At 55.7% G+C, this 19082-nt stretch carries 14 protein-coding genes; 5 read left to right on the top strand and 9 right to left on the bottom strand.

Annotated features, from left to right (window positions below):
• Positions 1 to 44: 44 nt before the first annotated feature.
• The gene (locus Q31a_RS10545; RefSeq protein ID WP_145077331.1) at positions 45 to 404 is read left to right on the top strand and encodes a response regulator; all 360 of its coding nucleotides are present in this window, start codon (positions 45 to 47) and stop codon (positions 402 to 404) included.
• Positions 405 to 502: 98 nt separating this feature from the next.
• A complete protein-coding gene (locus Q31a_RS10540; protein ID WP_145077329.1) occupies positions 503 to 1069 on the top strand; it encodes a chemotaxis protein CheX in 567 nt (188 codons plus the stop codon).
• 52 nt (positions 1070 to 1121) lie between these two features.
• Here Q31a_RS10540 and Q31a_RS10535 read toward each other — a convergent pair whose 3' ends face one another.
• Positions 1122 to 1430 (bottom strand): FliM/FliN family flagellar motor C-terminal domain-containing protein, encoded by a 309-nt coding sequence (locus Q31a_RS10535; RefSeq protein WP_145077327.1) that lies wholly within the window; start codon positions 1428 to 1430, stop codon positions 1122 to 1124.
• 234 nt (positions 1431 to 1664) lie between these two features.
• Here Q31a_RS10535 and nadA point away from each other — a divergent pair, with 234 nt between their 5' ends.
• Complete coding sequence (gene nadA / locus Q31a_RS10530) at positions 1665 to 2813, top strand: quinolinate synthase NadA (RefSeq protein ID WP_145077325.1); 1149 nt, start codon at positions 1665 to 1667, stop codon at positions 2811 to 2813.
• 263 nt (positions 2814 to 3076) lie between these two features.
• Here the strand turns inward: nadA and Q31a_RS10525 are convergent, their stop codons facing one another.
• From Q31a_RS10525 to infA, 4 genes are all read right to left on the bottom strand, one after another.
• Positions 3077 to 3889, bottom strand: coding sequence for a segregation and condensation protein A (locus Q31a_RS10525; protein WP_145077323.1), 813 nt, complete (start codon positions 3887 to 3889; stop codon positions 3077 to 3079).
• Positions 3890 to 4587: 698 nt separating this feature from the next.
• On the bottom strand, positions 4588 to 5304 hold the full coding sequence (locus Q31a_RS10520) for a hypothetical protein (protein WP_145077321.1): 717 nt from the start codon (positions 5302 to 5304) through the stop codon (positions 4588 to 4590).
• Between the two features lie 774 nt (positions 5305 to 6078).
• A complete protein-coding gene (locus tag Q31a_RS10515) occupies positions 6079 to 7731 on the bottom strand; it encodes a hypothetical protein (RefSeq protein WP_145077319.1) in 1653 nt (550 codons plus the stop codon).
• A 563-nt stretch (positions 7732 to 8294) separates the two neighbouring features.
• Entirely contained in the window at positions 8295 to 8516 is a 222-nt protein-coding gene (gene infA, locus Q31a_RS10510) for a translation initiation factor IF-1 (protein WP_145077317.1), read from the bottom strand.
• A gap of 162 nt (positions 8517 to 8678) precedes the next feature.
• Between infA and Q31a_RS10505 the strand changes: the two genes are divergently transcribed.
• Positions 8679 to 9845 (top strand): hypothetical protein, encoded by a 1167-nt coding sequence (locus tag Q31a_RS10505; protein ID WP_145077315.1) that lies wholly within the window; start codon positions 8679 to 8681, stop codon positions 9843 to 9845.
• Here the strand turns inward: Q31a_RS10505 and Q31a_RS10500 are convergent.
• Positions 9828 to 10937 (bottom strand): 3-oxoacyl-ACP synthase III, encoded by a 1110-nt coding sequence (locus Q31a_RS10500; protein ID WP_145077313.1) that lies wholly within the window; start codon positions 10935 to 10937, stop codon positions 9828 to 9830. The two genes, Q31a_RS10505 and Q31a_RS10500, sit on opposite strands and share 18 nt — an antisense overlap.
• 562 nt (positions 10938 to 11499) lie before the next feature.
• On the opposite strand from Q31a_RS10500, the gene Q31a_RS10495 reads away from it, so the two are divergent.
• Positions 11500 to 12255 carry a gamma-glutamyl-gamma-aminobutyrate hydrolase family protein gene (locus Q31a_RS10495; protein ID WP_145077310.1) on the top strand — a complete coding sequence of 252 codons (756 nt, stop codon included), beginning with the start codon at positions 11500 to 11502 and terminating at the stop codon, positions 12253 to 12255.
• A 502-nt stretch (positions 12256 to 12757) separates the two neighbouring features.
• Here Q31a_RS10495 and Q31a_RS10490 read toward each other — a convergent pair.
• From Q31a_RS10490 to Q31a_RS10480, 3 genes are all read right to left on the bottom strand, one after another.
• Positions 12758 to 13879: an FAD:protein FMN transferase gene (locus tag Q31a_RS10490; RefSeq protein WP_145077309.1), complete on the bottom strand. Its 1122-nt coding sequence runs from the start codon at positions 13877 to 13879 to the stop codon at positions 12758 to 12760.
• Between the two features lie 153 nt (positions 13880 to 14032).
• Entirely contained in the window at positions 14033 to 15358 is a 1326-nt protein-coding gene (locus Q31a_RS10485; RefSeq protein WP_145077307.1) for a Gfo/Idh/MocA family protein, read from the bottom strand.
• A gap of 135 nt (positions 15359 to 15493) precedes the next feature.
• Positions 15494 to 18937, bottom strand: coding sequence for an aminotransferase class I/II-fold pyridoxal phosphate-dependent enzyme (locus Q31a_RS10480; protein ID WP_145077305.1), 3444 nt, complete (start codon positions 18935 to 18937; stop codon positions 15494 to 15496).
• Positions 18938 to 19082: the final 145 nt, after the last annotated feature.

The following is a 19082-nucleotide window of genomic DNA, read 5'->3' as shown; positions in this document are numbered from 1 at the left end:
TTGATAAGTTCACACCGAATTGCGATTAGTCGAAAGGACGGAGTATGAAGGTCTTAGTGGCCGATGATTCAGGAGTAATGCGTAAAATAATCATTCGAGCGCTCAACGCATGCGGAGTGATGGATACGGTTGAAGCGGCAGACGGAAAGGCCGGCTGGCAGGCGTTCCAAACGGAAGATATCGATTTCGTTCTCACCGATTGGAACATGCCAGAAATGAGTGGACTGGAACTCCTCAAAGAAATTCGCAATGTGGGTTCGGACGTCCCTGTGATCATGGTGACGACAGAAGCGGAAAAGGAACGTGTCATCGAAGCGATTCAGGCCGGTGTCACCGATTATCTCTGCAAGCCTTTTGAGCAAGAAGAACTGCGAGACAAACTCGACAAATATGTGGCAGCTTAATCTGGAACGGACCTCCTGCCCCCCCGTTTCTTTTTGACCTGCTGCACATCCCCAATTGTGCGGCAAAGCGTTAATTTCGTCGCGCAAGGTTGAGACTCGTGTACCCTATTTCCAAGCCTGAAGATTTGCTCAACGCCGTCCTGGCGCGCAATACCGTGCTACAGGCCGTGGTACCCGCTGTTGCATCGCCAACCGAGGCTCCCCCAGAGCTGGATGTTGTCGACTTTCTAGCCCAAAGTGCCAGAAATGTGTTTGCGCGCATGTTCAATATCAGGCTCTCGCCTGTGCACACTCGCCAGTCTGGCTATCCCCAAACTCGACACGCGCTGACCGGCTTAATCACCATCCATGGATGCCTCAAAGCGGAAATCGCGATCAATCTGTCCGAGACTCTCGCGTTAGCCATCACTACGGCCATGTCCGGAACTCGACCGAACTCCGTCGATTCAGATGTTATCGACGTCATCGGCGAACTCGCCAATATGATCGGCGGTAACGCCAAAGAGAGACTCAAAAAAGAGTGTCTGCAAATCGGTCTGCCGACCGTCATTTTTGGACAAACGCACCAATTGCATTTTGAAGAAGACGGCGAGGTTGCATTCGCATGCTTTACCTGCGACGAGGGAGCCTTCCAAATTGAAGTGAGCCTACGCGACCCGTACTAGCAGAGGTCTCTTGGGGCAGCTCCTCAAACGCCCGAGGGCGGCGAGCCAGCGTTTAAGCATGCTCAGCAGTTGGCAACGCGACAAATCTTTCACGCGGCGGCAGGATCTCTCCAACGCGAATGCCAAAGCGGTCTCCCGATTTGACAATCTCCCCCTCAGCAATAGCCCGATCGCTGACCTCTACCGTCATTGGACTCTCATACGGCTTTTCGAACTGGATCATTGCGCCCGGAACGAGATTCAACACCTGCTGGATGCTCATCGTTTTGTGAGCCAAAGTTACCACGACCGGAACTCTCAGGCGGAGTACGCTGCGACAGAAATCGCGGTCGGGTACGGTATTGTGAGAGTCGTTCGGCATGGATTGCGATTAGAAAGAGGGCTACGAAGCGTCGAACCACCCTAACTTCATCGTCATCCAACCAAACGGACTTGATCCTGTCTTTCAACTGATTGCGCGGTTCGCGTCTAACACGATTAGCAAAACATCCTTATATTAAGCGGGTGAAAACGAGTAGAATTCGCTACGATAGCGGAAGAAAACGAAGAATTCTGAACGATCTAAGCCTGTTAAGCGAACCAGAAGGCACCTGTGATGGCAATCGCCCCCCTGCTCCCCTCCTCCCCCGGAAAGATGCCTCTAAGCGACTACAAACCCCTCTCCAATGAGGAGCTCTCGCAGCGCATCGAAAAGGCCAAGGCTAAGCTGGGTAAAAAACTTCTCATTCTGGGACACCACTACCAGCAGGATGAAGTCATCGAGCATGCTGACTTGCGAGGGGACAGCTACCAACTGAGCCAACTGGCGGCGAACAGCGACGAGTGCCGTGCCATTGTCTTCTGTGGCGTGCATTTCATGGCTGAGACGGCCGATATTCTGGCCAACCGACCTGAAAAACTAGCGACCCGCAATGGCGAACGGGTCAGTGTCATTCTGCCAGATATGGCAGCGGGCTGCTCCATGGCCGACATGGCAGCGATTCGCCAGGTCGAGGATGCCTGGGACCAGCTTGGAGAGGTCATCGACACCTCTCGAATGATCCCGGTCACCTATATCAACTCGGCTGCGAGCCTAAAGGCGTTTTGCGGAAAGCATGGCGGTATCGTTTGCACCAGCAGCAATGCAGCAGCGGTACTTAAATGGGCTTACGAGCGCGGCGACCGGGTATTTTTCTTCCCCGACCAACACCTAGGACGCAATACAGCCCTAACGATGGGCATTACCAATGCTCAAATGCCTGTGTGGGATCCCTACGCCGAAGAATTTGGCGGCAATACCGAACAAGCATTGGTCGATAGCAAGGTCGTGCTCTGGAAGGGGCACTGCAGCGTCCACCAAATGTTTCGTCCAGAACACGTCGCCCAATTCCGAGAAAAATATCCAGGGATCAAAATCCTGGTCCACCCTGAATGCCCTCAGGAAGTTAACGATATCGCCGATGTCTCTGGGTCGACCAGTAAAATACTGAAGACAGTCGAGGAAGCTCCGCCTGGCACCAAGTGGGCGATTGGGACCGAATTGCACCTCGTCAATCGTGTCAAGAAAGAACATCCCGAACAGGAGATCCACTTCCTGTCTCCCGTCGTCTGCATGTGCGCGACGATGTACCGGATTGACTTGGCACACCTAGCATGGACCCTAGAAAACCTGCTAGTCGACGAAGTCGTCAATCCAATTCACGTCGATCCCGATACGGCCAAGTACTCGCTCATCGCACTCGAGCGGATGCTTGAAGTCCGCTAGCGAATCCCCCAGCGGGTCCGGGCTGTCGAAATAGTAACCCGCTGCGTGAGCAAGGAAAGATAGTTGCCGCTACAAGGCAGTATGGGACGCAACCTCCGCGTTAAAATTCAAATTGCTATTAAATCAACAGCCCGGGTCGCTACGGGCTGTTGTTGAAATAGGAACTCGCTGCGTGAGCTAGGAAAGACATTTACCGCTCCCGGGCAATTTGGGCATGCTACCTCTGCGCCACAATTCCAATTGCTATTAAATCAGCAGCCCGACTAGCGCGGGGCTACCGGCATATTGGAATTGGCAACTTTGTCGAAGGACAAGTTGTCAATTTTGTGCACGTCCAGCTCGGCCTTGAAATTCTCCCCAGCAATCAACATCAGAGGATGACCGGTATCCCGCTGGTCGGTAGTCAGGCCGTAGTGCCGAGTCAGCTCTAGCGTCGCTAAAAACATCGCAACCAATGAGCTCTTGTGCATCCCAGCTTCAAACAAACTGGTCAGCTCCAGCTGCCCATGCTCGACGACAAGCCCGTGGATACGTTCCATGTGGACGTGAATGGGGGTGTCATCGTAGACCACATTCGAGGTGGCTGGTGGGGTCCTCTCGCGCAGAATCCGACCAAAGGCGCTCACCAAATCCCAAACTTCTATCGGTTCGATCGCCTGATGCCCGATCTCGGTTTTCCGCGCCGGTAGGTCATTGGCCAAGCGCGCATAACGCAGCTGCCAACGCTGCCCCTGCTCATCCAGAATGCTAGCTGCATCGCGAATCCGCTTGTACTCAATCAAGCGTGAAACGAGTTCTCCAGGAGAGGTATCAATCACTCCTTCCTCTTCCCCAACAACCTCTTCGGTCGAAGGCACCGACTGCTTCGACTTCATCTCAACCAACAAACTGGCGATATCTAAGAAGTCGGCAACATCGTCTACATTCAATTCACTCAGCACCTCGAGATACAATAGGTACTGATCGGTGATCGTCGCGAGGGGTATGTCCGCCAAGGTCAGTTCTTCACGGCGAACGATGTGAAGCAACAGCTCAATTGGCCCGCTGTACTGTTCGATATCGATCTGAAATGTCATGGTCGCAGCATTTTCAATTCAAGTTCGTCGCTATCGGCAGGGCAGGCCGAGATGTGGCCTTTAAGCAACCTCGCTTCCTGACAATCATCGCAGGCGAAGCAGCTCGGCCGCAAGATGGAGATTGTGTGCTCACTCTCCCGCTGTTCTAGGGAACCATTCCGACAAACCGGTAGCGGAACTGCCGCAACGAGATAGCGGCACAAGCATAAGGTCAAGCAGCCGATCCTCGCTCGCGGAAGGGAGCTGCAGGCCCCGCTGCTGCCGGACCACTCCACCCACTCCCCTCGAACCACCCACCCCCCTCGAACCACCCAAGGCGCCTATCCATCCTCATGCAAAATTTTCACGACAGGATTCCGTTTTGAGCTTCCTCGCCGGCAAAGCCGCAATCCAAAGGCACTTGGCCAATGGAGCACTGGAGCACTCGGGAACTCATGGAGCTTGGGGGCCCCTACCCTCTCAAGCACTCCGTCCTGCAACCGTAGGCTTTCCGATTGGTTCAGCGAACTCTCTACCTAGGACACACTCGATGCGACCCATCAGCACACCTCGCTAGCCCTCTCGGGGTGGTCCCGGGCGTTACCATCGTCCACCAACATAGTGAGGGGTGAGCATTCCCCATGTCCAACAGCTTGCCTGCGCACTGCAGGCAGGCTGGCGTCGTCCTACCATTCCCCGGACTCCTCGACAATCACGCCCTAAGAATACCGAGCACCAGGATTGGACGAAAACGGAGGAGTCGCGGCCGGTGAAGCAGACTGAGACTGGGGCTGGGCAGGATGCTGTGCGGGCGCTGTCGATTGCGGCGTAATCTTAGAACGCGTCCGCGGCTTGCGTCCGCGTGGCTTGGAATGGCTTTCGGGAATCATCTTGGGATCGAGCAACTGCAGCATGCGGCTGATGCACAATCGATTGACACTGATATTAAGCCGAGCCGCTTCGTCGCACATCGCTTCGTGCAAGCTCTTGGGGAGTCGTACCGTAATCATGCGCTGAGGGTCATTGGGATCATTCTCCGGCAAGTCTCGGCTGCGCAGTGCGGTGAGCATCAATTGAATCTGATGATGCTGGTCGCTACGTAGGAAGCGGCCGAAATCTCCCGCGTCGGTGAAGATGGAATGCAGCATGCCACTCCCCCCCATTAGCTCCCGATAGAAACAGATCCACGTCGGTGCATGGCCAAACATGTCGTTCGCCACATCAAAGGCCTGTTCGCAACGCGACTCAAACGTTGAGGCGGCCACAAACTGACTCTTTAGCTTGCGTACGACTTCATTGAACTGGGACAGCTCGCGGGCCAACTTCGACTCAGACTCGCTCACCGGCTTGGTCTTCGGCGTTTCAGCTGGCACTTCCGGAGCCACCACTGGCGGAGCCACCTCGCGTGACGCTTGCAGAGCAGACGAAGAAGGCATCCTGCTTCTATCTTCGTAGTTGGAAGCGGGGGCGTAACTACTGTGTCCACGATTTTCGGGCTGTTGGAATGGGCTAGAGTTCATAGCTTCCTCTGAAACAATTGTGCGAGTCGTCCAGTCTGGGTTCGAACCTCCGTCGTTCTGAACCTCGCATCAATCTTCTAGTGCAAGCAAATGCTTCGCCCTAAGTCCTTATATTGCTAGCAGTTAACCCCCAACTCCCGGTACCGCACAAACAACTCGCACGCCAGCGCAAAAACAAGGCACCCCGAGGCCTGCCCGCTTTCTAGGCACCCCCCCTATGTTCCGAAAACCAAGTGTCCAGCAAGCAGGAGCCTATTTTTAAGTCCCAGAAAAGAACCCGGCAGGATTTAGGGGAACTGGGCGACTGGCAGGCGGCCCGCAAGGCAAAGTCGCCGCTACTCCAGCGCCAACTCGCCGCTAACGGACTGGCAATCAGGCTGCCGGCAAGCTGAAAACATCACATCAACTCGCGATGTCATACCGACATCGCTTAAGCGAACTCGGAAGGCCGCTGCTGCAGCCAGCCGCACCACACAAACGGGCGAATCGACTAAACCTCCACAAACCGCTGCGACTCCAACCCGAATCAAATTGAGCCGAGAAGTCTGAATCGCACGGCAGACGCACTAAAGCCGTGCTGCCTCGCCAAAAAAAATCGCCACATCCATGGGATGCGGCGATTGTTTAAGTCACTAAAGCAGGTCAGCTAGCAAAAGCTTGCTTGCGATTTGCCGAGGTGGTGAAGGCCGGCTAGAAGCCACCACCACCACTCTTCGCGGTAGCTCCGATAGTCCGAAGCACACCTTCATCGATCGAGAACCGGTAAACCCCTCCACGCTCGACGGAACGACCACTAACGGTAACGGTATCCTTACCGGCATACTGCTTGATGGTATTCAAGGCATTACTCAACATCGGATTGGGGCTGATCGTCTGCGCGAACTGCAGAATCTGACCGAATCGTACAACGCTATCAAATGGAGTCGTGGGCTGCCCAAGGCTCCCCTTCATTTGATCAATCGCGGCCTTGAGAGACGCGTCACCAGCTTGGTCCACCGAGATCAAGTACGCCTTGGAAGCAGTTCCGACCGTGACCAACAACTCCTCCCCTAGTACCCGCTGCACATTGCGATCGTTGGTTTTGATAGGAACGCGAATGCGATGCAAATCCACTCCAGCGTGCTCCGCGTAGTCAAACTCGAAGCTGGCGGGTGCACCCGACCCCTGGGGGAGACCAGCAGCCACCTTCTTAAGCTCAGCAGCCAGTGCCGAACCGTCGGCAATGCGACTGCCGATTAGCACTCGCAACGAGTCGCCAAGAATCACGCTACCCGCACCATCAAACTTTCCTTCATCAATGGTCTTGATCGTGATCTCGCCCAGGCCGTTCAGTAGATCTGTCAAAAGACTGGCAGTTGCCTCATCCATATTGGCTTGCTTTTTGAGCATTGCGGCGGCTTGCCCCAAGGACGTACGCATACTGTTCTTAGCGGCTTCCCGCGGTGCACCTTCCAAAATTTCAGCCGCGTAGTGAAAGCTAATTGCCGAATCGGCTAGCTGAAACGCGGAGAAGTCGGTCGTAAGATCTTTATAGCTAGCAGCCTGGCTTGCCAATTCAGTCCCCGCTAAGAACTGAGCTCCGGCGTCAAAGAACGTGCGTTGCTCCTCGGCTCGAACGGCCCAGCCTACGGTAAACTGCTCGGTCTCCTCCAAAAGCTGCCGGACTTGCTGGATCTGAGCCTGGCCTGCTTCCCGAGCAATCGCAGCTTCCTCGGCCGACTGCTCACTGGCCTTCTCGCTGGCGCGATCAAACCCTTTTTGCATCTGATCGACAGCCATCAGCTTGAGCTCGTCAGGGACCGCCTGAACATCGACCTTAACGGCCACGGTATAGCGACTTGGCAGATCGCCCAGCAGCGCGGCAGGATCGCTGGGCACCGTATCGAGCTCCCCTTCGGTCTGCGCCACAAAGAGCCACCCCCCACTATCCTTGGCGTAGATCACTTGGCTACCTGCATCAATCGCAAAGACCCCATCGCCCAGATCATCAGGCTCAATGCCGACCCCAGCCAGAGCCCCGAAGAACTGCTGACGATCACTGAGGGGCAGGAAGATCAAAGCAGATGGCGTTTCCCCAGCGAGCGAAACAGATACGCCGATGGGACGCGTTCCGTCGATACCGCGGGTATACTGCTTGGCCATCATGCCGAACAAGCCCCCCATTTCAGGGAAACTAGTTGCCTGCAGCAAGTAGTTAACATCCTTCATTAAGTTATCAAGCGGCGAGATCGAGACGATCGCAACTTGATTCTGCGCAGTTTGCGCAGACAGGGTAGGGCTGAAAAGCCCACTTGCGCAGATCGCAAGGCTCGTAGTTATTGCAACGGAACGGCAAAAACCCATGGGGAACTCCTAATTCAAACTCGTAAGAGGTAAACGGCAACTTCGATAAAACGATGGAAATGGTTTGTACAGCCCAATGCTGCCCCGCAATTTGCCCGCCAACGGCTCTCCGGCTGGCGGCGCGCGTATCAGAACATTTTCAACTCATCTTACGCAAGATGGGTTTGGAAATTGTACTGAGATTCCATTCGACCAATGCGGGTGGATCTTTGGATATCCGCCCAGTCCACTACAAACTGATACTACCAAACGATAAATGGGCAGCGGCAATGCCAAGCAGCAGGCAGGCATATTTAGCCTTAGAAACTCACCACCCACCACAATGGATGGGCAAAGCCAGCGATAGCCCGCCGGGCGTGGGCGCCCCGCGACCCTCAAAATAACACTTTTCCTAAGGGAAGCAGTGCGGGAACAGCTCGCGTGGCGAGCGATGCAACGCCCGAAAGCGTGCGTGCGGAGCAAACTCAAGCTGGCTGGAGGTGATTGAGAGCTCCCCCCATGGAAGACTGGCGATCCGTCGCTGCAATGGGATGGCATAGACGTCGCGATACCCAAATACAATCCTACCGTTCGCGGAAAGTAATTCTTCCCTTGGTCAAATCGTAGGGAGAGAGCTCTACCCGCACTTTGTCGCCAGGAACGATTCGAATGAAATTCTTTCTCATTCGCCCTGCAACGTGCGCCAGAACCTCAGAGCCTGTACTTAGCTGTACTTTGAAGCGAGTATTGGCCAACGCCTGAGTAACGGTACCTTCGACTTCAAATGCTTCTTCTTTTTTTGCCATGCCTGTTCCTGTGTAGGTTGTGCGGATTGGGGGCTTGCCTGCGATTCTGTACCGCGAAATGTGATCTACACAGACTTCCACGCCAGACGCAACATCCAGAAAGCGAGTAAACTGAGGGATTCGCTTTCCATATTTTTCCCATTGCTCTCATAGTTATAGATCATGACCCCCAATCACGTCCAGGAAGCTTCTCCCCCTGAGGGCCGAATCCGGCAAGATCCATTCTTGTTCGTAGTCTGCCAACAAGGCGTGGAGCCAACCATCAAGCAAAAATGGGCGGGAAAGAACTCACCCCTCCGACTTGCCTTCTCGCGTCCCTGCTTCCTTAGCTTCAAATTTTCACCAAACGCCCCCTTCGTGGGGTGCGAAGATAATCAAGTCGACGAGATGCTCGAGCGACTCGCTGCAGACTGGCCCGTCCGACATTGTGGCAAAGCCTTGGGAAACGTTCGCGGCCAAGAAGCCGGCGCGATGATCCAAGAAGCCCTGAAACTGGCTGAGACGGTGAGGCCTCTGAGCGAGTGGGGAGCCGTGCATGTATTCCAGCGTGACAGCGACCTGCCAGGGTCCTCAGGCTTTGAACCCGGCCCGACCGAAGTGTCCGAATCCGTGGCGCAGCTGGTGCGGGAAGCACTTGCAGACCAACCGCTGTCAAAACAGGTCAATCAGACGGTAAGCCCTCAGACGCGAGTGTTCAACATTCTCATCGTTGAACCCGACCAGTGGCTGATTGGAGAGCACCAGGCCCAGCGCCCGCAAAGCTGCTGGCCCGGTGGCGTGATTGAAGTCGCCCCCCCCACCGAGATGATCAGCCGCGCCTACCTTAAACTGGGAGAAGCCGTCCTGTGGAGCCAGCTGCCAATGCAGCCCGGCGACAAAATCGTCGAGATCGGTAGCTCTCCGGGCGGTTCCTGCCAACGGCTCCTCGACCTGGGACTGTTTGTGACCGGAATCGACCCGGCAGAGATGCACCCCATGCTGCTGGAGCACCCTAGATTCGAACATTGGCGTGGCAAGGCCGTAGGCATTCGACGCCGCATGTTCGCCAAATTCCGCTGGCTCAATGCAGACGCCAGCGTTGCGCCCAATTACACCCTGGACGCGGTCGAGGACATCGTCAACTACAAGACCAGCCGCATCGAGGGAATGCTGCTGACGCTCAAGCTAACCTCCTACGACCTGGCACAGTACATGGAGCAGTACGTGGCACGGATTCGCAGCTGGGATTTTGAGCGTGTGGAGGTCCGACAACTGGCCAGCAATCGCCGCGAGTGTTGCGTCGTCGCACAGCGCGCCCCCGGCTGGAAGCCCTCACGCACCGAGTCCTGACTGCAACCGTGCAGCCGCACTTGCGTCGATTTCCCCAGACGCGAGAGGCTGGTCCCATTCGGTCGCCATCATCACGGAGTTGATACCCGACCCAATGCCAAGCAACGCCACCTTTTTGCCTGCTGAAATAAATCCAGCTCGGATCCCCATGGCTAGGGCGGTCGGCAATGCGACGGCGCCGGTATTGCCCAACCATGCAAAGGTGGAATAGTCTTGGGCGGCTGGCAAGCCGAGCGACTCCAACATCAATCGGCGATGCGCAGTGCCAACTTGATGGCAGACGCTGGCGTCAAAACTGCCGGCGGGATGCCCCGCTGCGACCAATTCCGCATAGGTGCTCTCCCCTACGCTAACCCCCGCCCGCAGGAGCAATTCCGAGTCGGTTTGCATGAGTGGTTGCATCGCCGCGCCAGCTTGATCGGTATCGCTCTGGCACAGCTGGTGGTGCTGGCATTCCGCCCGGGCAACACAGCTCAAAAGACGATTTCCACTGCGACTAAGGTCGCGATGCGTCAGCAACACAGCACAGCTCCCCGAGCCGATCGTCAGCGAGGCGAACGATGGCTTGATGGTTTGCCGTGTAAGGGTGGTATCGTCGTTGAGCGACTGGATGGTCGCCTCGACCAAATTCCGCCCACTCTCCGTTCCGACGACGATCCCCGCCCGAATCGCCCCACTTTCGATCAAGGTCGCTATCTGCACCATGCCGCTGAGCAGCCCTAAACAGGCATTCGAAACGTCGTACACCCAACACTGTGGACTCAACCCCAATTCCGCATGTATCCGACAGGCCGTTGCCGGCTCTAAGTAGTCTCGACAAACACTAGCATGGATTAGGCAGCCAATCTCGGCAGGAGAGACACCCGCTCCCTCCAGGGCCTGCCGAGCGCTCCGCACACTCGGCTCGCCAATCGAGGTACCACGCGGCCAAAAACGCCGCTCCTCAATGCCACTCATCAGAGCCAGCCTGCCTTCCGGCAATCGCAGCCGCTCATAGGTAGGCGCAAGAGCTTGTTCAATTGCCGAACTAGTTACGATCTCAGGTGGGAGCGTAAAACCGAGTGCTTCAATATGGACACGTTCGAAATGCACGGCTTTCCTTCTGCGTTTCAATTTAGGAGTCTGGGGGCCAAGGCCCCTCTTAGCACCCAACAGCCATGTCGCACCGAACAAGCGCGGCTCAGGAAACATGGGCACGCTAATGCTAGCACACTTGGTTGTAGATGCATTAAAAAGGGACACCAAATATAGTTAGCTGCTTGCTCATGCAAATCGAGCTGCTAACTTCTTGCCCATCGCTCAAGCAGAGGGTGCTTGTGCAACATTGAGATGTCAGAGTTTACCGTCTTCGGACGCTTTTCGCAGGGATAGAGCGAAAGTCACTTTGAAAATGTCTTCTCAGCCGTGTTTGCGAACCATCAAGCGAGGATTTATCGGGATGATAATTCGAAGCCTGTCGCAGCGGAAATACCACGACATTTGCAGGGACGCAATAGAGACGTGAAGTATCTCGTCAATAGACTACGAATCCAGAATGCGATTTTATCGCACAGGTTTTCTTCGTAGCTTTCGCAATTCGCCTTAGTTGATCAGCATCAGTCATAATTCGCGTTACGCTCTGAGCATTGAACTTTAATCTGACAGGGATTTTCAGATGAATAAGCCGATCGTAGGTATCAATGCAGATTTCAGAGCTGCGTCCCACAACCAACCAGCCTTTTCCTATGTCGCAGCGGGATATTACGATTCGATTGCCAAAGCGGGCGGAATTCCGCTGATCCTAGCTCCCCTGGAGGACGACGCCAGTCTTCACCAAGTCCTGGACCACCTCGACGCTTGCGTCATGATCGGTGGCGGTGACCTGGATCCCCGCTACGACAATTTCATGCTGCACCCCGCCACCAAACCCATGGAAGCGCGACGCGAAACCTTCGACCGCCGCTTGGCTCAAGAAGTGGTCGAACGACGCATCCCCGTCCTGGCAATCGGATCGGGCATGCAACTTCTCAACGTCACCTGTGGCGGCAACCTGTTCCTACATATCCCAGAAGACCTCCCAGGCTCCCTGCCACACCGGGATCCTCAAGACCCGTTCCACCGACACTCGCTAGTCGTCGAGCCCAAGTCCTTGATCGGTCGAGTCTATGGAGAAGGCGAAATTCGCGTCACCAGCCGGCACCACATGGCCGTTGATGAAGTCGCACAAGGCTTCCGAGTCACTGCCCGCTGCCAAGATGGCGTCATCGAAGCCATCGAGTCCGAAACCATCGATTGGTTCGCGATCGGCACTCAGTTCCACCCCGAATGTGGCGCTGCGAGCGCTCTAGACATTCGTATCTTTGAAGAATTCCTCGAAGCGTTGCAAGCTCCCGCCATGATGGGCGCTTCGCTAGCCAAAGCTGCTGCCTAAGCCCCCCGCAGGTCTTCCTACAAACGCGACTTCGTGCATTTTGCACGGACACGTATTAGCCATGGAATGAATCCAATTGGTGATGCACGAAGTCGCCTTCGACACCCTGTCTTGGCAAACGACGGCAAAGAAGCCAGCCGCCCCCTGATTTGAAGGCCAATTCAGGCGGGCGGCCCCACCCTCCGACGGGATACGCCCGAGTCCCACGCCAGCGGATGAGGCCAACCCATGTGAATTCGCTCAAGTCGACAAACCGTTGCTCTGCTGAGCGACGGCGCCTACGGTTGAACGGAATCATCTTAGGACTTGCTGCACCACTGTCTATCGACCTCCACCCCAATCCCTCTTCATTAAACGAAATTTTTTTCCAGGACATCCCGTAAGAGGGGGGACGACTACCACTCAGTCGAACAATTGCGAAGGTCCCGCCGCTCGCGCAGCTAGGTGCACGGCGAGGACAAGCACTTCAGCCGCTACCTCAAATAGACTTCTCGACCGACAACTACTCGGTATGCCTGACGCGGGGCAGCCACAAGTCGTCGGTGGGATTGAGAACTTCCAACTGCAGACTGCCGCTCCGTGGATGCGAGTAAATCAGGATCGAACTCACCTCCGGTAGCTGCTCGCACAACTCTCTTGCTCCGTCGGGCCCCAGCACAAACAGGGCTGTCGCCAAGGCATCTGCCACCGCCCCGCTGCCGCCAATTACCGTTGCACTCATCATTTCCTGCGCGGGCCGGCCCGAACGGGGATCAATAATATGACTGTAGCGTTTACCACCAAAATGGAAAAATTGCTTGCCTGAACCACTCGTACCGAGCCCCTGATTGCGCAAGCGGATGGTTCCCAACTGCTCATCAGATCTCCAAGGATGTTTCAGGGCGACCAGCCATCCCCCTCCCACCTCCTGCAACTGCCGATCGCCTCGCGCCACGATGGAGCTGGAGCCTCCATGCAGCATAAAGGCATCGATCCCATGCTCCAGCAGATGTCGCGCGGCCCGGTCGAGTGCAAAGCCCTTCCCAATACCACCGGGATTGAGGCGCACGCCCGGTTGCGAAAGCTTCACCTGCCGCTGAAGCTCATCGAGCTCGATCTTTTCGGCCCCACAACACCCCAGTGCATGAACGATCTCTGCTTCGGTTGGCATCTTTCCTTGGCGTCTTGCGAACCCCCAAGCCTCCGACAAGCTGCCGGCGGTCAGGTCGAACGCTCCGGAAGTCAAGCGGTGCATATCCCGCGCTAAACGCAGCAATTGCATGGTTTCGAATTCGACTGGCACACTGCGGCCGGAGCCCCAACGGTTGACCTGAGACAGATCACTCCTCGGCTTATAGACACTCAACAGGTGCTCTAGATGCTCGATTTTGTCGAGCGCTTCTACACATCGAGATACGTCGTTGTCAAATTGCCCACGATTGAGCAGAACTTCAAACTCACAAGCCATCGCCCGACGTGACACGGACAACAACAGCGAATCTGGCTGACTAGCCGACACTCCAGCAGGCGGCTGGCCATCAGGCTCGTTCGACCGCGGGCTGAACAAGTCCGGTGCAAGCTCCTCCCACCAACTCCTCAACGTCAACCGGCTAGCACTCATTGATGCAGCGGAGTCTTCTTCCATGGATTTCCCTAGATTCTTAAGGCGAGCTGCCGCTCCCCCCAACTCCCCAGACTCCGCGTTCCCGCCGCAGCCTGGAGAAGGCCTAGATGATGCTTGTGCGGTACCCGCCGCCGGCCGATACCGCACTCATTCCCCACTTGCTAAACCAGTCTGCTAAACCAGCTTGGTAGCCCCAGGAATGGCAAACTTGGGCTCGGGACGCTCTCCGTCCCAAGACAAATCCTTAGGAAACAAGTCTAGAGTCGATTCCTTGGTGACAAAGTCCCAGGAAACCCGTTGCCCGGTATAGGCTGCCATGCGTCCCATGACTGCGGTAAGCGAGCTGTCCGCGGTTTGCTTCAGTTCCACTATAGGCTTGCCAGCCCGGATGGAATCGATCAAATCCTTGTGCTCTTGTTGGTAAGCCTCACCGATACTTCCGCCCTGCTGCCAGACTTCTTTGCCGGTGCGGTCCAGAATCTTCGAGCCGCCACTCATCGCACTGATGAAACAAGTGCCCTCGGTGCCATAGACGACATTGCCATTCTCCGATTCACTTCCAGGAATCTGCCGACACATGAACGACAGTCGACGGTCACCGGGATAAACGTAATCCACTGAAACGCTGTCCCACATTTCACTACCTTCAGGCCGGGTAAAGCGTCCCCCCGAACCATAGGCAGATTCAGGGGCGGAGCCCATGACCCAGTTCATCGCGTCAATATTATGCACCGCTTGCTCAGCAATTTGGTCTCCACTCAACCAAATATAGTGCATCCAATTGTAGAGCTCGTACTCCGTATCACTCATACCCGGTTCTCGATTCTTGAACCAAATCCCGTTTGAGCAATAGCGGGTCACTGCGCTGACAATATCGCCGATCGCACCATTTCGAATTTGTTCAACGGCGCCAATGTAATTTGTTTGTCGACGGTATTGCGTCCCTGTAACAATCGCTGTCCCATTCTTTTCGGCCAGCTCATGTGCTTGCAAGCAAACCCGATAGCCAGCGGGATCCACGCACGATGGCTTTTCTGCAAACACATGCTTGCCCGCTTGAACCGCTTCGAGCACATGGTAGGGGCGAAACCCGGGGGAGGTGGTGAGCAGCACAACATCCACTTCGGGGTCCTCGAGAACTTTCTTGTACGCGTCGAGACCCGCATACATTTTGCTCTCGGGGACGGCCACTTTGTCCGCATGGGAACGCGCAGCGGACTTGACCGCAAATTCGCAATTCTTCATGTACAAGTCAGCCACCGAAACCAACTTGATGTTTTCGTTGATCGTCAGTGAATCGTTGAGGGCACCCTTCCCACGTCCACCGCAGCCCACTAAGGCCAAGCGTAGCTCGCGGGTTTCAGCTGCATGCGCGGCAGAGGTATGCACCATCGATGCTAGCGCGGCAGATGCAGCAGCAGTGGTTCCGACAAAGGCACGTCGCGAGGAAATCCCTGTGGAAGGGTTAGCATTCGTGCTCGAAGATGAAGGTAGGCTCATGCGTTGGTCTCGCAAGGTGAGGAAGCAGGAACTGAGGGGAATCCTAGGGCGCCCCTCCAGTAAATTTCCCTCCAGTGTACTCCTACACGCAACCCCGCGAAACCAGGAAGCTGGCCAGTCGAGCAACTTCTCCACTCACGCAAAATAGGCCGGATGGATTTCTTCGAGCGCCTCGGCTGCCTTCTCTACCGTATACCGAATCTGCTCTTCGGTATGCGTTGAGGTAATGAAGAAACGCAATCGAGCCGCAGATTCCTCCACCGCTGGATAAAGAATGGGCTGCACATTCACTCCCGCTTCGAACATTTTGCGAGACAATAGTAGTGCATGGAGAGAATTACCCGTGATCACCGGGATTACCGGCGTGTCGTGGGAATCCCCAGTGTTCAACCCCCTCTTCTTGGCCTCATTTAAGAACAACTGGGCCCGGCTGCGCAAGGTCTGCACGCGTTCCGGATGCGCTTTGAGCGTCTTCAGCGACGCTAGCGCGGCGGCCGTGTTGGAAGGGGAAAGCCCCACGCTAAACACAAAGCCAGGTGCGGTGTACTTCAGCAGCTCGATGAGCTCAGCACATCCAGCGATGTAGCCTCCGCAACTTCCGAAGGACTTGCTGAGCGTCCCCATCCAGATATCAACGCCCCGCGCATCGACCCCAAAATGTTCGGCAATACCGCGTCCGGTTGGCCCCATCGTCCCGATCGAATGGGCCTCATCAACCATCAACCAAGACTTGTAGCGATTCTTGACTTCGATGAATTTTGGCAACTCGGGGTAGTCGCCATCCATACTGTAAACGCCCTCGATGACCACCAGAATGCGGCGGTAACTTGCGCGCACTTCAGCCAGAATACTCTCCAGGGCTTGCCAATCGTTGTGTGGGAAGGGTCGTCGCCGTGCTCCGGAGAGCATCGCACCTTGAACAATACTATTGTGGGACAACGAATCATGGATTATTAAGTCACCAGGACCTACGATCTGCCCAATCGTCGTTTCATTGGTAGCGTGCCCGCCTACCATAACAATGGATGCGTCGGTGCCAATCCATTCAGCGATCCCGTCTTCCAATTCGCGGTGCAATTTTTTCTCACCGCTCACCAATCGCGATGCGCTGACGCTCGAGCCGTATTCCTGCACCGCTTCGATGACAGCTTGTGTGACTTCCGGATCGCCTGACATCCCCAAGTAGTTGTAGGACGAGAAACTGATCAGTTCACGCCCGGCAATCCTCGTCGTATCGCGCACGATTCCTTCATGAACGGAGAAATAGGGGTTGGGAACTCCAGTCATTTCGAATTGAAGCATGGTTCGCTTCAACCGCCGATACTCCGGCAACTGATCGAAACGATAGTCCTCTTCTTCGACTTTCCGACTGTCCGCGGGCTTGAGTCCAGTCTCCGTTGGGACCAGCTCCCGTCGGATGCGTTTCTTCCCCAGATACCGGTCAATCGCCTCCGCAACTTCACGGACGGTCTCGATCTCCTGCAGAACATGCTCCGGGAAGCGTCCGTCAAAGGTCTGCTCCAGCGAATGGGCAATCTGCATGCGCTCAAGACTATCGAGCCCCAGGTCCAATACAATGTTCGTATGTAGATCGAGTTGCTTTGCTCGCTCCTGCGCCACGGCACGAATTGCGTCCATGACGATGTCAACAATTTCGTGATCCAGAGCCCCCAACGCGGAGGAATCGACTGCTTCCTCGACTACCTGGCCGTTGTCGCCTCCGGACTGCCGTAGGGTGGACGCGGCAATCATCGGCTCACCCCCGGTCGGCAGGTCGATCTCCCAAGACTTCCACTGAGCCACAATCTTCAGGGAGCCACGGCTAAAGTCTTGGCGGCACGCATGCCGCTGAATCTTGCCGCTCGACGTCCGTGGCAAGGTGCCGAAACGCACCAAGATGACGGCGTCCGGCGGCAAGTCATGTTGCTGTGCCACTTCGCGGCGAATGGTGAGCATCAATTGATCCCAATCGGTCTCCTCTCGCCGCTTCGGAACTTCGGCGGTGATGATTAGCCGCTCCCGGTCATCCGAGGTGTCGGCAAATGCTGCGACGAGCCCACTCTGCATAATTTCATGGGCCGATTCCACCGTTTGCTCGATGTCTTGCGGGTAACGATTCACTCCGCGGACAATAATCATGTCCTTGAGCCGTCCCGCCACAAACAGCTGACCTTCGAACATGAATCCCAGGTCGCCCGTTCGCAGAAAGGGCCCTGCACCGTCGGACGTCATGGCTTGAAAAATCTCGCGAGTCGCCTCTTCACGCTCCCAATAGCCATGCCCAACACTCGGGCTGATGACCCAAATCTCCCCTATCGCGCCTGCATCCAATACACATCCCGTTTCAGGTTCAACGATTAAGACCGTCTCGCCTGGTAGGATCGCTCCACTTGCCACCAACTCGCGCGCATTCTCCTGATCAGCTGAGCAAGGTACAACTTTCTGCAGATCCAAGGCCGTCGCATCAAAGGTGCGAACGACTGGCGGTTCATACTGCGGTCCACCCGTTACGATCAAAGTGGTCTCAGCCATTCCATAGCAGGGAAGGAGCGCCGTTTCCTGAAACTTGGCCTTGGCAAACCGCTCCGTGAATTGCTTCAAAGTGGCTGCGCGGACCGGCTCTGCACCATTAAACGCGGTCACCCAACTACTCAGATCGATTCCAGCCAACTCCTCGTCACCGATCTTGTCGACGCACAACTGGTACGCAAAGTTAGGGCCACCACTAATGGTTGCACCATACCGCGAGATGGTCCGCAACCAGCGAATCGGCTTTTGCAGAAATGCCATCGGACTCATTAATACACTCGGTCGACCCACGAATACAGGCGCGAGTATTCCTCCCACTAAGCCCATGTCATGATAGGTCGGCAACCAACTGACCCCAACCGTGTCGCCATCCGCTTTGAAGGCGACCATGATCATTTCAGTGTTCCGCACTAGGTTGCCATGCGACAACATCACCCCCTTGGGCTGACCAGTGGAACCCGAGGTGTACTGCAACACCGCTAGGTCATCCTCAGCAATGTTGGGGGCTTTCCACGAATTCGAATAGTCTTGCGGTAGACCATCCGTCGCAATGATCGAAATGGATTCCCATTCCACCCAATTGGCGTCCGCTTCGATTTGCTGCCGCACATGCTCATTGGTCAAAGCCAACTGTGCCTGGCAATCTCGGGCGATGCTGTGAATCCGCTGCCCTTTGCGATTGCGCCGCGGTGGAAAGGCGGGAACCGCCGTCGCCCCAGCATACAAACAACCGAAGAAGCCAATGACGAAGTCCAGCACCGGTGGGTAGACCAACAGGACGCGACCGCCGGCCGCCCCCTGCTTCTGCAGGTAGCCCCCCACATTTCTGGCCGCGGCATCGAGTTCGCGGAAAGTCAAACACTGATCAGTGTCGCCATCTTCACCGTCGGTAAAGTAGAACGCGGGCTCGTCACCGCGCACTTTCGCCCAATGCTGAAGGACAGCCACCAAATTCGTTCTTGGTGGAGGCTGATTTCCAGTGAAGTGTTCTAAATCCAAGTCGCTCACGCCGGGAACAACTGGGTACACAGACGCTATAGTAGGGTCCATCGATTGCAAAGCCTGACCTTTGTGGGTCTAGGAAACGAATAATGACCGACGCATTCGGCACAACCCTACTACTTTCGCTATACCAGCCATTTATCGCAAGGTGCCAAGCGTGTTGAACGTGCGGATAGCTGAAAGAGTATTGCTG

The organism is Aureliella helgolandensis (assembly GCF_007752135.1).
Lineage (GTDB): Bacteria > Planctomycetota > Planctomycetia > Pirellulales > Pirellulaceae > Aureliella > Aureliella helgolandensis.
Note: the sequence above shows the minus strand (reverse complement) of the source record. Positions and strands in the feature narration are given on the sequence as shown.